Here is a 15,480-nt window from a genome sequence, read left to right on the forward strand (position 1 = left end):
TAGACGACAAACCTCACTGTCGTCTTTTTTTTGTTTATTCGAGGCCGAGGCCTGCTTTGCCACGCACTTTACCAGCCCGGCACCGCCCCGCCGTTAAAGATTTTTTCCGCCGCTTTCGCCACTTCCGGCGACTGGTACGACTGAATAAATTCCTTCACGTTTTCAGCGTCTTTGTTGTCTTCGCGCGTTACCACAATATTCACGTAAGGCGAGTTTTTATCTTCGATAAACACGCCGTCATGCACCGGTGACAGCCCGGTTTGCTGCAAATAGGTGGTGCTGATAATCGCCACGTCCACTTTAGGGTCGTCCAGCACGCGCGGCAGCTGTGCGCCTTCCAGCTCCATGATGTTCAGTTTTTTCGGGTTGGCGGTGATGTCGAGCGCCGTTGGCAGCAGGCCGACGTCCGGTGTCAGCGTAATCAGCTTCTCTTTTTGCAGCAGCAACAGCGCGCGCCCAAGATTGGTCGGGTCGTTAGGTATGGCAATGGTTGCGCCATCCTTCAGCTCTGATACGGCTTTGACCTTGCGGGAATAACCGGCCATCGGGAAGACAAAGGTGTTAGCGACCGCCACTAATTTATAGCCATGCGCTTTGTTATCTTCCGCCAGGAACGGGCGATGCTGGAACACATTTGCATCCAGTTCGCCGTGGTTGGTCGCATCGTTAGGCAGCAGCGAGCCGCTAAAACCGACCAGTTCGACATCCAGACCGTATTTCTCTTTCGCCACTTTTTTGGCGACTTCCGCCACATCCTGTTCAGCGCCGTTAATCACGCCGACTTTAATGTGTTTGGCATCGCTGCCGCCCTGGTCACAGCCCGCCAGCAGCAGACCCGTAAGAACTAATGCACCAAATCGAGGTAAAGAAAGTTTCACGAGACAGATCCTTTTGATAAACGTTTAAACGACTATATCGACAACGAAGCGGTACGCTAAAAACCGAAAAAGAATCAACCAGAAGGAAAAGTTATATGTGCGTGCTGACGACATTGTAGGCCCGGTAAGCGCAGCGCCACCGGGCGTCAGGCGTTACTGCTCTGCAGTCCAGTCTTCCACGTTCAATCCCTGCACCATAGCGAAGGCGCGATCGTTAGTGACAAACGTAGCACCGCGACTCACCACATGGGCGGCAAGCAGCTGATCGAGCGCCCCCATAACCTTTCCTTCTTTTTCCATTGAGGCTCGAAGTATGCCGTAGCTTTCCGCTGCTTCACGATCCCAGTTACATACGGTAACCGTATTCAGAAACTCCAGTATTTTTGCGGTTAATGAACTGCTTTGCTTTTTGGCCACGCCGTAAAGCAGTTCCGCTTCAGTGACGCTGGAAATACAAATATCTTCGAGCGCCGTATATGAATATTTATTAAGCACATCTGGATGCTTTCTGACGATATAGCTCACAATATTAGTATCAAGCATATGCCGCATTTCTACATTCCTTCGAAAGGGTCCCTGTCTGCGAACCCTTGATTGCGCTCCTCTTTACTCAGGAATGATTCCGGGACATCCGTTAGCTTTAACAGGTTTAAAAATATATCTCTGTGGTACTCACGATGAGTTTTTACAGATAGCACCACGTTCCCATACTCATCTCTGCGGATGTAGACACTATCCGTATCAAATTCAAAATCTGCGGGTAATCTGACGGCCTGACGGCGGCCCTTTTTGAAGATTTTTACTGTGCGTTCCATTGCCACCTCTGCGGGTTTATTGACCAGGCCAAAGAATGAGCCATCGAGGGACAGGAAGACAAGCATCATGACTCAAATTAGGAAAGCGGCTCGCATCTTATAGTAGGCCCGGTAAGCGCAGCGCCACCGGGCATCAGGGGTTACAGTTTTTTCGCCAGATAATGCCGCTGCATACCTTTGAGGGGAAAATCCTCCAGCGTCATTTGCAGCTGATAGCCCTGCTTTTCATAAAAGGGCCGCGCCTGGAAACTGAACGTATCCACCAGCGCGTGCAGGCAACCTTGTTGTCTGGCCTGTTCTTCGGCGGCGCTCATCAGCTTGCCGCCCAATCCGCAACCCCGCACATCGCTATTCACCCACAAATAGTCGATGTTCAGCCATTCCCCTTTGCGGTTGCCGATCAACCCGCCCGTCATCACGCCATTGTCGTCACGTGCATAAACAGCGATATCGCCACCGACCGTGGAAAAATCAATAAACTGTCGATTATGGGATCTCAGCCCATTCAAAAGCTCTGCTTTATCATCTTCGGTGATGTTATTAGTGACGCTCAATTGCATTTTGTTCTCCTTATTTTCAGCGCAATTTGACTATCTCACAGCTTTATCTTCATAAAAACTCCTTATTCTCTCCTTTATTTCGTTGTGGAAATATCCTTTCAATATGTAAATAAAAAAGCGCTTTCCAATACCTTCCTGAAACGTATAATAACCAAAAATGAGAACGATCATTCTCACTCTCAGCGCGGCGGGAAAACGATGAGCACAAAGCTTGAAGAACGTCAGAAACAGCGGCAGGACGAGATTATCACTGCGGCGCGGCGCTGTTTCCGCGCGAGCGGGTTTCACGGTGCCAGCATGTCGCAAATCGCCAGCGAGGCGAAGCTCAGCGTCGGGCAGATCTACCGCTATTTCAGCAACAAAGACGCCATCATCGAAGAGATGATCCGCCGCATCATCGACTACCGTATCGCGGAGATGGAAGGCAAAACCCAGACCGACCGCATGCCGCAGATCCTCGCCTGGCGCCAGACCCTGAGCGAAGACGACGACGCGCTGATGCTGGAGATGTCTGCCGAAGCCACCCGCAACCCGCTGGTGGCGGGGATGCTGGTCGAAGCTGACGCGCGCATGTTTGCCAACGCCTGCGAGCACCTGAAAAAACAGTGCCCGCACCTGAGCGAAGAACGCATCCGCTGCTGCGTAGAAATTATCGCCGTGATGATGGAAGGCTCCATCTATCGTCGGTTAACCCCACAAAAAGTGTCAGCATCTGAATTAGAGAAAATTTATCGGGAAATACTCAATATGCTTCTCATTGTGAATTAATTAAATCTGAATTAAACATCGGGAAATAGCCATTTCCCGTTTTTTCATTTCCGCGAGTCGCGGAGATGCGGCATCCCTGTGCCTTAAAAAAATTTCATCTCGTTAAGCGATTAACGGGACAGGCATCGTTCACCCTGGAAAAAGTATGAAAATCAGAACAACCTCCATCGCGGCATTATTTCTCCTGACCGGTTGTGATAATGCACAAATATCCGCACCAGCAGGCCCACTCCCGGAAGTGGGGATCGTCACGCTCATGAGCCAGCCCGTTCCGCTGGTCAGTGAGTTAACCGGGCGCACCAGCGCTGCGCTGAGTGCGGAAGTGCGTCCGCAAGTCGGCGGCATCATTCAAAAACGGCTGTTTAACGAAGGCGATACGGTCAAAGCCGGACAGGCGCTGTATCAGATCGATCCGTCCAGCTTTAAGGCCAGCTACGACGAAGCCGCCGCCGCGCTGAAACAGGCCCAGTCGCTGGTGCAGGCCGACTGCCAGAAGGCCCAGCGCTATGCTCAACTGGTGAAGGACGACGGCGTATCGCGTCAGGATGCGGAAGATGCGCAGGCCACCTGTGCGCAGGACAAAGCCAGCGTCGAGTCCAAAAAAGCCGCTCTGGAGAGCGCGCGTATCAGCCTGAACTGGACCACCATCACCGCGCCGATTAGCGGTCGCATCGGGATATCGTCCGTCACCCCGGGTGCGCTGGTCACCGCTCAGCAGGATACGGCGCTGGCGACCATTCGCGGGTTAGACACTATGTACGTCGATCTCACCCGTTCCAGCGCCGATCTGCTGCGATTACGCAAGCAAACTTTGTCGACTAACAGCGATACCCTGAGCGCGTCACTGATCCTCGAAGACGGCAGTACCTACAGTGAAAAGGGCCGTCTGGCGCTGACGGAAGTCGCTGTGGATGAGTCCACCGGCTCCGTGACCCTGCGCGCGGTGTTCCCCAATCCAAAACAGCAGCTCCTGCCCGGCATGTTCGTTCGCGCCAAAGTGGATGAGGGCATCATGGACGATGCGATTCTGGCGCCGCAGCAGGGCATCACCCGCGACGCCAAAGGCAACGCCACCGCGCTGGTGGTGAACGCCAGTAACAAAGTCGAGCAGCGCACGCTGCAAACGGGCGACACCTACGGCGACAAATGGCTGGTGCTGAGCGGGCTGAACGCGGGCGATAAGCTGATCGTCGAGGGCTCAGGGAAAGTGACCACCGGTCAGGAAGTGAAAGCCGAAGCGGTCAAAACCGACGGAGGAGACGCCTGATGTTTTCCCGTTTCTTCGTGCGTCGCCCGGTGTTTGCGTGGGTGATCGCCATTCTGATTATGCTCGCCGGGATGCTGGCGATCCGCACTCTGCCGGTGGCGCAGTATCCGGACGTGGCACCGCCGTCGGTCAAAATCTCCGCCACCTATACGGGCGCGTCCGCCCAGACGCTGGAAAACAGCGTCACTCAGGTGATCGAACAGCAGCTGACCGGCCTGGATAACCTGCTCTATTTCACCTCCACCAGCAGCTCCGACGGCTCTGTGAGCATCAACGTTACCTTCGAACAGGGCACCGACCCGGACACAGCTCAGGTGCAGGTGCAGAACAAAGTGCAGCAGGCCGAATCGCGCCTGCCGAGCGAAGTGCAGCAGTCGGGCATTACGGTGGTGAAATCCCAGAGCAACTTCCTGCTGATCATGGGCGTGTACGACAAAACCGACAAGGCCAGCAGCTCGGACATCGCCGACTGGCTGGTGAGTAACGTCCAGGACCCGCTGGCGCGCGTCGAAGGCGTAGGCAGTTTGCAGGTGTTCGGCGCGGAATACGCGATGCGCATCTGGCTCGATCCGGCGAAGCTGGCTTCGTATTCGCTGATGCCGTCCGACGTGCAGAGCGCGATTGAAGCGCAGAATGTGCAGGTCTCCGCCGGGAAAATTGGCGCGCTGCCGTCGTCAAATGCGCAGCAGCTGACGGCCACCGTTCGCGCCCAGTCGCGCCTGCAAACCGTCGATCAGTTTAAAAATATCATCATCAAGAGCCAGTCTAACGGCTCGGTGGTGCGCATGAGTGACATCGCGCGCGTCGAGATGGGCAGCGAAGATTACACGGCAACAGCCAAACTGAACGGCCATCCGGCGGCGGGCGTGGCGGTGATGCTCTCGCCAGGGGCCAACGCGCTCAGCACGGCGACGGCGGTGAAAGAGAAAATCGCTGAATTTAAACGCGCGATGCCGGAAGGCTATGACGTTGCCTACCCGAAAGACAGCACCGAGTTCATCAAAATCTCCGTCGAGGATGTGATTCAGACCCTGTTCGAAGCCATCATTCTGGTGGTGGTGGTGATGTATCTGTTCCTGCAAAACGTCCGTGCCACGCTGATCCCCGCCCTGGCGGTGCCAGTGGTGCTGCTCGGCACCTTTGGCGTGCTGGCCCTGTTCGGCTATTCCATCAACACCCTGACGCTGTTCGCGATGGTGCTGGCGATCGGCCTGCTGGTGGATGACGCCATCGTGGTGGTGGAAAACGTCGAGCGCATCATGCGCGACGAAGGGCTGCCCGCCCGCGAAGCGACCGAAAAATCGATGGGCGAGATCTCCGGCGCACTGGTGGCGATTGCCCTGGTACTGTCAGCGGTGTTCCTGCCGATGGCATTTTTCGGCGGCTCGACAGGGGTGATTTACCGCCAGTTCTCCGTGACCATCATCTCGGCGATGATCCTCTCGGTAGTCGTCGCCCTGACCCTCACCCCGGCTCTGTGCGGGACGGTACTGAGCCACACGCCGCCGCAAAAGAAAGGCTTTTTCGGTGCGTTTAACCGCTTTTACAGCAAAACGGAAAAGGGCTACCAACACAAAGTCCTGCGGGTGTTACGCCGCTCCGGCAGCGTGATGGCGATCTTCGCGGTCCTGTGCGGCGCGATGGCCCTGACGATGTGGAAACTGCCGGGCAGCTTCCTGCCGACGGAAGATCAGGGCGAAATCATGGTGCAGTACACCCTGCCCGCCGGTGCCACCGCCGTGCGCACCGCCGAGGTGAGCCGTCAGGTCACCGACTGGTTCCTCAGCAAAGAGAAAGACAACACCAACGTGATCTTCACCGTCGAAGGCTTTAGCTTCAGCGGCAGCGGCCAGAACGCCGGGATGGCGTTTGTGTCGCTGAAAAACTGGTCCGAGCGTAAGGGCAGCGAAAACACCGCCCAGGCGATCGCCCTGCGCGCCAGCAAAGAGTTGGGCGGCATTCGCGATGCCACCGTGTTCGCCATGACGCCGCCGTCCGTCGACGGCCTCGGTCAGAGCAACGGCTTTACCTTTGAGCTGATGGCGACCGGCAATACGGATCGCGATACCTTGCTCGCAATGCGTAACCAACTGATTGGCGAAGCGAATAAAGACGCCTCCCTGCAGGCGGTACGTGCCAACGATCTGCCGCAAATGCCGCAGCTACAGGTCGATATCGACAACAACAAAGCCGTCTCTCTGGGCCTCGCCCTGAGCGACGTCACCAGCACCCTCTCCAGCGCCTGGGGCGGAACTTACGTGAACGACTTTATCGATCGCGGTCGCGTCAAAAAAGTCTACATCCAGGGCGATAGCGATTACCGCGCCGCGCCGTCGGATCTCAACAAATGGTTCGTGCGCGGGAGCGACGACAGCATGACGCCGTTCTCCGCCTTCGCTACCACCCGCTGGGAATACGGCCCGGAAAGCCTGGTGCGTTACAACGGCTCGGCGGCGTACGAGATTCAGGGTGAGAACGCCAGCGGGTCCAGTTCAGGCAGCGCGATGACCACGATGGAACAGCTGGCAAATAAACTCCCGGCGGGTACTACCTGGGCGTGGAGCGGTCTGTCATTGCAGGAAAAACTGGCCAGCGGCCAGGCGATGAGCTTGTACGCCCTGTCGATTCTGGTGGTGTTCTTGTGCCTGGCTGCGCTGTACGAGAGCTGGTCGGTACCAATTTCGGTGATCATGGTTATCCCGCTCGGCGTGCTGGGCGCGGCGCTGGCCGCCACGATGCGCGGCCTAAACAACGACGTCTATTTCCAGGTAGCACTCCTGACCACCATCGGCCTGTCATCGAAAAACGCCATTCTGATCGTTGAGTTTGCCGAAGCCAAAGTAGCGGAAGGGTACTCCCTTACACGCGCCGCCCTGCGCGCCGCCCAGACCCGCTTGCGCCCGATCATCATGACCTCGCTGGCCTTTATCGCCGGTGTGACGCCGCTGGCGGTCGCCACCGGGGCCGGCGCCAACAGTCGCGTCGCGATCGGCACCGGCATCATCGGCGGAACCCTTGCCGCCACGCTGCTGGCAATTTTCTTTGTTCCCTTATTTTTTGTACTGGTGAAACGTCTGTTCTCCGGTCAACACGCGATCCGGAGGTAATCATGTTTCGTGTTTCTGTTTTAGTATTCGCCCTGATGAGCGCGGGCTGTGTTTCGCTGGACCCCAGCTACCAGCGCCCCGATTCCCCCATCCCGGCGACGCTGCCGGGCAGCCACGGCGAAGCCAGCGCGGTCGTGAGCCAGTGGCAGAATGTGATGAACGACGCCCGGCTGAAAGGAGTGGTGACGATGGCGCTTAACAGCAACCGCGACGTGCAAAAAGCGATTGCCGATATCGACGCCGCCCGCGCCCTGTATGGTGAAACGCGCTCGTCCCTGTTCCCGACGGTCGATGCCGAACTGAGCCACACCCGCAGCCGCACGCTGGCGAGCGGGGTCGCCACCAGCGACGAGGCCAACGGCGCGGTATCGAGCTTTGAGTTGGATCTGTTTGGCCGCAATCAAAGCCTGTCGCGCGCGGCGCGTGAAACCTGGCTTGCCAGCGAGTTCACCGCCCAGAATACGCGCCTGACGATGATCGGCGAGCTGACCACCGCGTGGCTAACGCTGGCAGCGGATAACAGCAATCTTGCGCTGGCGAAATCCACCCTGGAAAGCGCAGCGAACTCGCTGAAAATCGTCAAACGTCAGCAGGAAGTGGGCGTGGCAGCGGCAACGGACGTCAGCGCGGCGATGGCGGTGTATCAGCAGGCACGGGCCAGCGTGGCGAGTTATCAGACGCTGGTGATGCAGGACAAAAATGCGCTGAATCTGCTGGCGGGCGGCACGGTGCCGGATAATTTACTACCCGGCACGCTGGAGAGCCTGAGCGACAACGCCATCACCCTGATTCCGGCGGGCGTTAGCTCCAGCGCACTGTTGCGCCGCCCGGATATTCAGGAAGCCGAGCACAATCTGCTGAGCGCCAATGCAAGTATCGGCGCGGCACGGGCGAATTTCTTCCCGACGATTTCCCTGACCGCCAGCGCCGGAGTCGGGAGCGACTCCCTGTCGTCCCTGTTCAGCCACGGCCTGAAAGTGTGGTCGTTTGCCCCGTCGATCACCCTGCCGCTGTTCAGCGGCGGTAACAATCTGGCGCAGCTGCGCTATGCCGAAGCGGAGAAAAAGGGGCTGATCGCCACCTACGAAAAAACCATTCAGAGCGCGTTTAAAGATGTCGCTGATGCGCTGGCGCGTCGGGAAACGCTCAATGAGCAGCTGGATGCCCAGCGGGAATACGTGGCGGCGGAACAAAAAACGCTGGATGTGGCCACGCGCAGCTATCAGGCCGGTGCGGGTGATTATCTGACGGTACTCACCGCGCAGCGGTCGCTGTGGTCGGCGCAGGAGTCGCTGATTGCCCTGCAACAAACCGACTTCAACAACCGCGTCACGCTGTGGCAATCGCTCGGCGGCGGCATTCAATAAATCTTTTTGCCGGGCGCTGATGTCCGGCAAAAACTCCAGCTACGCTTAAAACGTCTCATACCTGTGTCTGCTCAGAATCATACTTTCGGCTTGAATCGCTTTGATGAATGTAACGATATATTTCAAAAGACAATGCGTGTTTTTTTCCGGGGGTTTCTATGAAAGCTGCTCATCTTTTTTGTCTGGTTATCTGTTTGCTTTTCGCCGCCTTCGTCCACGCGAAGGAGACACAGGATCCGGTTAAAACGGAAAAAATCCGCCAGTCGGTGATGAAAGATATCAAGAAAGTGTGTTCACCTCAGGGCAAACAATCCGACAAAGAGTGGCAGGCAATGATCATGTCCTCCGAGGCCAATAAATTGCTGATAAAAAACGCGATACTGGCGACGGAGCGCGATAACCTGGACAACTACTGGGAAGCGGTGGGTAAAGTGGATTGCATGGAAGATTACTGAGCGTGAAGCGAGCTTCACGCTTTTTTATTAGCGTTTGCGCATATCCGGGATAATCAAATCGCCGCGCAACACGTAAGAACCGAGCATCTGCGTTTTTTCATTCAGCCACGCCACAATCCGCGCCGCCATCGCATCCATTGAATATTCGATAGCCGGAATGGTCGGAATCCCCGGAAGATGCAGCGATCCGGCGAGACTAAAGACCATGATGTCTTCCGGCACCGATTTGTTAAACGCCTGCAACTGCGGGATCACGCGCTGTGCTTCTTGCTCATCTGCCACCAGCAACGCATTGAAATTCAAGGTGGTCGCATTGTTCAGTAGTTCCTGCAATGCCACAGATGACGAGGTGGCATCCATAAACACCAGATTACGGTTAAACGGCAGGAAGTTTTTCTCCAGCGCGTGTTTGTAGCCAAGCAGTACCTGATCGGCGAATCCGCTGCCTTGCGGCTGAATTAAGGCAATCTGCCGACGGCCCTGGCTGGTGAGATAATTACAGGCGGTTTCGGCAGCAAAGGCGTGGTCAAACTGGATGCTGTTGGGGTTATCGGACTCCATGCAGTCCACCAGGATGACGTTTTCCTGATCGATATGCAGCGGGAAACGCGCCCCGATAATCAGGATGTCGTCGCAGAGTCCGCAGGAGAGTTCATCGAGTGCGTTGAGCACTTCACTTTTGGTATTGGCGAAGCGCAGCAGCAGGTGTTTTTGATGCTGGCTGAGCTGTTTTTCCAGCGCGTAAAGATACCCGGTGGTCTGGTTGATATTATCCTGCGCGCAAATCACGCCGATACACCCCGTAGACTGACTCAGCAGCGACTGCGCAATGACGTTGGGCCGATAATTCAGCTCATCCACCGCTTTCAGTACGGCCTCACGGCTGGCTTCCTTCACGCCGCGCGACCCGCTCAACACCCGTGACACCGTGGCTTTGGACACCCCGGCCAGACGTGATACATCGTTGATTGTAGACATCATATTCCCCTGACAGGACTCACGCAGCCCTGTAATTCCCATTACCGCTTCGGCTCACATTATAGCCAATCCGCAGTATATCCGTTTCCGTTTTCTATGGAAACCGATTTTCCGTTTCCACTCCATTTGATGTCCAAAACGCCAAATTTCGTGACCCACATCGTGATAATTAGCCGCGTAACTACTGGATCTTGATGAGTGTCACACTTCTGTCTTTTATAAATGGAAACCGGTTTCCATATGATATCCAATCATCCCCGCAATAACTTTTTACACTTTGAGGATGGTTGTCGATGTTCAAGATTATGCTGTGCTGCTCTGCCGGGATGTCCACCAGCCTGCTGGTGAGGAAAATGGTTGAAGTGGCAGAAGAACGCGGTTTACCGGTGACGATAGATGCGTACGGTGTTTCCGAATTTGATACGCAGTTTCCGCAATACCAGGTCGTTCTTCTCGGACCGCAAGTGAAATACATGTTAAAGACACTGGCAGACAAGGCTGCTACGCAGGGCATTCCGGTACAAGCCATCGACATGATGGATTACGGGATGCAGCGTGGTGATAAGGTACTGGACTATGCTCTGTCGCTCATCGACGCGGCACACTAAGAAGGTGTTCTCATGAGTTCGTTATATCAATCAATGGTTGCCGTTATTGAGCAGTCCATTACCCCGCTGGCGGCCAAGCTCGGACAGCAAAAGTACGTGATTGCGATCCGTGACGGGTTTACCGCAGCGCTGCCGTTTATGATAATCGGCTCGTTCATGCTGGTGTTCATTTTCCCGCCGTTCTCGGCGGATACCACCAACAGTTTTGCCCGCGGCTGGCTGGATTTCTCCCAGACTTACCGCGAACAGCTGATGCTGCCGTTTAACCTCAGCATGGGCGTGATGACCTTCTTTATCTCGGTGGGTATCGGTGCGAGCCTGGGCCGCCAGTTTAATCTCGATCCGGTGATGTCCGGCCTGCTGGCGTTTATGGCGTTTCTGCTGGTGGCCGCCCCTTATGCCGACGGCAAAATCTCCACCCAATATCTGTCGGGCCAGGGGATTTTCACCGCGCTGATTACCGCCATCTACTCCACCCGCGTTTACGCGTGGCTGAAGGAGAAAAAAGTCACCATTCGCCTGCCGAAAGAAGTGCCGACCGGCGTGGCGCGTTCCTTTGAGATTTTGATTCCGGTGCTGGTGGTGATTGGCACGCTGCATCCGTTGAACCTGTTTATCGAAGCGCAAACCGGGATGATTCTTCCGCAGGCGATTATGCACCTGCTGGAGCCGCTGGTTTCCGCCTCCGACTCCCTGCCCGCGATTTTGCTCTCCGTGCTGCTGTGCCAGATTTTCTGGTTCGCAGGCATCCACGGTTCGCTGATTGTCACCGGCATCATGAACCCGTTCTGGATGGCGAACCTGTCGGCAAACCAGGCGGCGCTGGCCGCTGGCGCAGCGCTCCCACACGTCTATCTGCAAGGTTTTTGGGATCACTACCTGCTGATCGGCGGCGTTGGCTCAACCTTACCGCTGGCCTTCCTGCTGCTGCGTAGCCGCGTGGCGCATCTGCGTACCATCGGCAAGATGGGCGTGGTGCCGAGCTTCTTTAACATCAACGAACCCATTCTGTTCGGCGCGCCGATCATCATGAACCCGATGCTGTTTATCCCGTTTGTGTTCGTGCCGCTGGTAAATGCCTGCCTGGCCTACGCTGCAACCCGACTCGGCTGGCTGGCGCAGGTGGTTTCCCTGACACCGTGGACCACTCCGGCTCCGATTGGCGCGTCATGGGCGGCGAACTGGGCGTTCAGCCCGGTGGTGATGTGCGTGATTTGTATGGTGATGTCGGCAGTCATGTATTTGCCGTTCCTGCGTGCCTATGAGCGCTCGTTAATGAAAACCGAAGAGCAAAAAGCTCAGGCAACCGTCGGTTCTGCTGAAGCTGTACGTTAATAACGTCAAAGAGGACGCATTATGAAATATTCATTTCCCGAACACTTTTGGTGGGGCAGCGCCAGCTCCGCGCTGCAAACCGAAGGGGAAAGCCTGGGCGGCGGCAAAGGATTGACCACCTGGGATCACTGGTTCGCCAATCAGCCAAACCGTTTCCATCAGGGCGTGGGGCCGCAGGATACCTCAACCTTTTATCACAACTGGAAAGCGGACATTCAGCTGCTGAAACAGCTGAACCATAACAGCTTTCGTACCTCGATTAGCTGGGCGCGCCTGATCCCCGACGGTGTCGGTGAAGTGAATCCGCAGGCGGTGGAGTTTTACAATCAGGTATTCGACGAACTGCTTGAGCAGGGTATTACGCCGTTTATCACCTTGTTCCACTTCGACATGCCGATGGCGATGCAGGAGATCGGCGGCTGGGAAAACCGTGACGTCGTGGCTGCGTACAGCCGCTACGCGCAGATCTGCTTTGAGCTGTTTGGCGATCGCGTCCTGCACTGGTTTACCTTTAACGAGCCGATCGTCCCGGTGGAAGGCGGGTATTTGTATGACTTCCATTATCCGAACGTGGTGGATTTCCGTCGTGCAGCGACCGTGGCGTATCACACCGTGCTGGCCCATGCACAGGCAGTTCGTGCCTTCCGCGCCGGGCATTATGCGGGTGAGATAGGCATCGTGCTGAACCTGACGCCGTCCTATCCGCGCTCGCAAAATCCGCTGGATGTGAGAGCCGCGCATTATGCAGACCTGATGTTTAACCGCAGCTTCCTCGACCCGGTTCTGCGCGGGGAGTATCCGGCGGATCTGGTGGCGCTCCTGAAGGCCTACGATCAGCTGCCTGCCTGTCAGCCCGAAGACAGTGCGCTGATTGCCGAAGGGACCATCGACCTGCTGGGCATCAACTACTATCAGCCGCGTCGCGTGAAGTGTCGTGACAGCGCGGTGAATCCTCAGGCGCCGTTTATGCCGGAGTGGTTCTTCGATAACTATGAAATGCCAGGCCGCAAAATGAATCCGTACCGTGGCTGGGAAATCTACGAGCCGGGTATTTACGATATTCTGGTTAATCTGCGAGAAAATTACGGCAACCCGCGCTGTTTTATTTCTGAAAACGGCATGGGCGTCGAAAACGAGCAACGCTTTATTGAAAACGGCCAAATTAACGATCAATACCGTATTGACTTTATTTCCGAGCACCTTAAATGGGTCCACAAAGGCATTAGCGAAGGCGCAAATTGTCTTGGCTACCATATGTGGACATTTATCGATAACTGGTCATGGTGTAATGCGTATAAAAACCGCTACGGATTTATCCAGCTTGATTTAAATACGCAACAGCGCACCATTAAGAAAAGCGGGGAGTGGTTCGCCGCCACCTCGTTAAATAACAGCTTTGATAAAGAGTAATGAATGATGATTGCATTAGAAGACGCCGTAATGGAAATTATCGTCAACGCCGGTCAGTCGCGCAGTCTGTGCTTTGAAGCACTGCACGCTGCGCGGCAGGGCAACTTCGACGAAGCCAAAAGCCTGCTGCGCGAAGCCGATGGCTACGCGCGCCAGGCGCACCATATGCAAACTAAACTCATCGAACAGGACGCGGGCGAAGCCCGCCAGCCGATGACCTTAATTATGGTGCACGCCCAGGATCATTTAATGAATTCACTGTTAGCCCGTGAATTGTCCGAAGAGATTATTCATCTCTACCAGAGATAATTAAGGGAGATATTATTACGTTAAAGTAAACCCTCTGTACCACTAAAAATATAAATCAACTTGTTCTGATGATAGCGACATATTCTGTCAGATCGGAGCTGGGTGGTTATTGTCTGAATAAAATTTAAATAACTATTGAGATAACCATGAACATGATTAAAAAACTTCCATTAACAATGGCGGTCGTCGCCGCGCTTTGCCCAATTTCTGTCCTCGCACAAGATTTTACGCAGGAGCAAATTGACGCCATTGTGGCCAAAGCGGTGGATAAAGCCCTGGCAGATCGTCAGGCAAAAATGGACGCCGCGGTGGCGAAAAAAGTGGATGTGGTCACCGAACCACAGAGCGCCGCGCAGTCTCCGGATCTGGCCATTCCGTTTGGCATTAAATTTACCGGTTATGCCCGCTACGGTGCGCACTTCCAGGCCGCCGATCAGAAATACGTCGCGGTCGATGGGTCCTATAACGGCGGCTCGGCAATTGGCCGTCTGGGTAACGAAGGCAACGGCGGGGAATTCCAGCTCTCCAAAGCTTTCAAGGGCGAGAACGGCGCCATCTGGGACGTCAACGTAATGATCGACCACTGGGGCGACGAAGTTAACCTGAAAAAAGCCTACGCCGGGGTGACCAACATTATGTCATCCAACCCGAACGCCTATTTCTGGGCCGGACGCGACTTCCACCAGCGTCCACAGCAGGGCATCAACGACTACTTCTGGATGAACCACGACGGCCAGGGTGCGGGGGTGAAAAACTTCGACATCGGCGGCGTGCAGTTTGATGTGGCGACCGTCGCGGCGGTTGAATCCTGTAACCCAGAAGTGGAAAACGACGGCTCTAACCCGTCGCGCATCTCCTGTACCGGCGGCTCCGGCACCGGCGATAAGGGCAACTACGCGGCGACCTCTAAAATCCACGGCATGAAAGTTGGTCCGCTGGATCTGGAAATCTACGCCAACTACGGCTTCGATTCGAAAGCCATCGAAAGCGATGATCGTTTGAATGCCTGGCAGGGCGGCGTGGTCCTGAGCCACACCAACGACAGCGGCGTGAACAAAGTTATCGCCCGCTACTCGGATAACTCAGACAACAGCGTGTTCAACAAAACCGAAGATCTGACCACGGTTTACGCCAGCTTCGAAGGGTTGCATAAGTTCACCCAGCAGACGCAGGTGGAGTACATCCTCGCCTTCCATGACTATGACAACAGCCGCGACAGCACCGACAACCGCAAAAACTACAACGCGATTGTGCGTCCTATGCACTGGTGGAACGACGTTCACTCGACCTGGCTGGAAGCGGGCTGGCAGCATGTTGACTATGACAACGGCGGCGATAACAAAGGTTGGAAGCTGACCCTGTCGCAGAACATGTCTATCGCGATGGGCCCGGAATTCCGTCCGATGCTGCGCTTCTACGTGACCGGCGGCAAAGTGGATAACCAACGTACTGCACGCGTGAATGGCACCGACGACCAGACGCTCGACGATTTCAACGTTGGAGCGATGTGGGAAGCCTGGTTCTAAAACCGTGCTGTCATTTGCCGGGTGGCGCTGCGCTTACCCGGCCTACTATTTTCGTAGGCCCGTGCAAGCGCAGCGCCGCCGGGCAATGCTCCCATGA

Annotated in this window: 15 protein-coding genes; 10 read left to right on the forward strand and 5 right to left on the reverse strand. The window is 55.6% G+C overall.

From position 1 onward, the window contains the following. Nucleotides 1-68: 68 nt before the first annotated feature. The 4 genes from nlpA to JBO43_RS19935 all read right to left on the reverse strand — a co-directional run bounded on the left by nlpA (nucleotide 69) and on the right by JBO43_RS19935 (nucleotide 2,253). Complete coding sequence (gene nlpA / locus JBO43_RS19920) at nucleotides 69-878, reverse strand: lipoprotein NlpA (RefSeq protein WP_202674903.1); 810 nt, start codon at nucleotides 876-878, stop codon at nucleotides 69-71. A 153-nt stretch (nucleotides 879-1,031) separates the two neighbouring features. Then, nucleotides 1,032-1,430 carry a type II toxin-antitoxin system VapC family toxin gene (locus JBO43_RS19925; protein ID WP_202674904.1) on the reverse strand — a complete coding sequence of 133 codons (399 nt, stop codon included), beginning with the start codon at nucleotides 1,428-1,430 and terminating at the stop codon, nucleotides 1,032-1,034. Nucleotides 1,431-1,432: 2 nt separating this feature from the next. After that, nucleotides 1,433-1,762: an antitoxin gene (locus JBO43_RS19930; protein ID WP_331251906.1), complete on the reverse strand. Its 330-nt coding sequence runs from the start codon at nucleotides 1,760-1,762 to the stop codon at nucleotides 1,433-1,435. Nucleotides 1,763-1,833: 71 nt separating this feature from the next. Next, nucleotides 1,834-2,253: a GNAT family N-acetyltransferase gene (locus tag JBO43_RS19935; RefSeq protein WP_202674905.1), complete on the reverse strand. Its 420-nt coding sequence runs from the start codon at nucleotides 2,251-2,253 to the stop codon at nucleotides 1,834-1,836. 198 nt (nucleotides 2,254-2,451) lie between these two features. Here JBO43_RS19935 and JBO43_RS19940 point away from each other — a divergent pair, with 198 nt between their 5' ends. From JBO43_RS19940 to JBO43_RS19960, 5 genes are all read left to right on the forward strand, one after another. Further along, nucleotides 2,452-3,021, forward strand: a complete 570-nt coding sequence (locus JBO43_RS19940; RefSeq protein ID WP_202674906.1) for a TetR/AcrR family transcriptional regulator — start codon at nucleotides 2,452-2,454, stop codon at nucleotides 3,019-3,021. Between the two features lie 145 nt (nucleotides 3,022-3,166). Beyond that, entirely contained in the window at nucleotides 3,167-4,288 is a 1,122-nt protein-coding gene (locus JBO43_RS19945) for an efflux RND transporter periplasmic adaptor subunit (RefSeq protein ID WP_202674907.1), read from the forward strand. Next, entirely contained in the window at nucleotides 4,288-7,395 is a 3,108-nt protein-coding gene (locus tag JBO43_RS19950) for an efflux RND transporter permease subunit (protein ID WP_202674908.1), read from the forward strand. The genes JBO43_RS19945 and JBO43_RS19950 overlap by 1 nt, the downstream gene beginning before the upstream one ends. Nucleotides 7,396-7,397: 2 nt before the next feature. After that, nucleotides 7,398-8,762, forward strand: a complete 1,365-nt coding sequence (locus JBO43_RS19955) for an efflux transporter outer membrane subunit (RefSeq protein WP_202674909.1) — start codon at nucleotides 7,398-7,400, stop codon at nucleotides 8,760-8,762. 158 nt (nucleotides 8,763-8,920) lie between these two features. Continuing rightward, on the forward strand, nucleotides 8,921-9,217 hold the full coding sequence (locus JBO43_RS19960) for a YicS family protein (RefSeq protein WP_095280057.1): 297 nt from the start codon (nucleotides 8,921-8,923) through the stop codon (nucleotides 9,215-9,217). 27 nt (nucleotides 9,218-9,244) lie between these two features. Here the strand turns inward: JBO43_RS19960 and JBO43_RS19965 are convergent, their stop codons facing one another. Then, nucleotides 9,245-10,195 carry a LacI family DNA-binding transcriptional regulator gene (locus tag JBO43_RS19965; protein WP_103950144.1) on the reverse strand — a complete coding sequence of 317 codons (951 nt, stop codon included), beginning with the start codon at nucleotides 10,193-10,195 and terminating at the stop codon, nucleotides 9,245-9,247. A 293-nt stretch (nucleotides 10,196-10,488) separates the two neighbouring features. Here JBO43_RS19965 and JBO43_RS19970 point away from each other — a divergent pair, with 293 nt between their 5' ends. The 5 genes from JBO43_RS19970 to JBO43_RS19990 all read left to right on the forward strand — a co-directional run bounded on the left by JBO43_RS19970 (nucleotide 10,489) and on the right by JBO43_RS19990 (nucleotide 15,383). Continuing rightward, complete coding sequence (locus tag JBO43_RS19970; protein ID WP_095280054.1) at nucleotides 10,489-10,803, forward strand: PTS sugar transporter subunit IIB; 315 nt, start codon at nucleotides 10,489-10,491, stop codon at nucleotides 10,801-10,803. Nucleotides 10,804-10,815: 12 nt separating this feature from the next. Continuing rightward, the gene (locus JBO43_RS19975) at nucleotides 10,816-12,138 is read left to right on the forward strand and encodes a PTS sugar transporter subunit IIC (protein ID WP_095280052.1); all 1,323 of its coding nucleotides are present in this window, start codon (nucleotides 10,816-10,818) and stop codon (nucleotides 12,136-12,138) included. 21 nt (nucleotides 12,139-12,159) lie between these two features. Beyond that, entirely contained in the window at nucleotides 12,160-13,548 is a 1,389-nt protein-coding gene (locus tag JBO43_RS19980; protein ID WP_202674910.1) for a 6-phospho-beta-glucosidase GmuD, read from the forward strand. Between the two features lie 6 nt (nucleotides 13,549-13,554). Further along, nucleotides 13,555-13,857 carry a PTS lactose/cellobiose transporter subunit IIA gene (locus JBO43_RS19985; RefSeq protein WP_202674934.1) on the forward strand — a complete coding sequence of 101 codons (303 nt, stop codon included), beginning with the start codon at nucleotides 13,555-13,557 and terminating at the stop codon, nucleotides 13,855-13,857. Nucleotides 13,858-14,003: 146 nt separating this feature from the next. Next, nucleotides 14,004-15,383 carry a carbohydrate porin gene (locus tag JBO43_RS19990; RefSeq protein ID WP_103950146.1) on the forward strand — a complete coding sequence of 460 codons (1,380 nt, stop codon included), beginning with the start codon at nucleotides 14,004-14,006 and terminating at the stop codon, nucleotides 15,381-15,383. Nucleotides 15,384-15,480: the final 97 nt, after the last annotated feature.

Source organism: Lelliottia jeotgali (assembly GCF_016771845.1).
Taxonomy (GTDB): domain Bacteria; phylum Pseudomonadota; class Gammaproteobacteria; order Enterobacterales; family Enterobacteriaceae; genus Enterobacter; species Enterobacter jeotgali.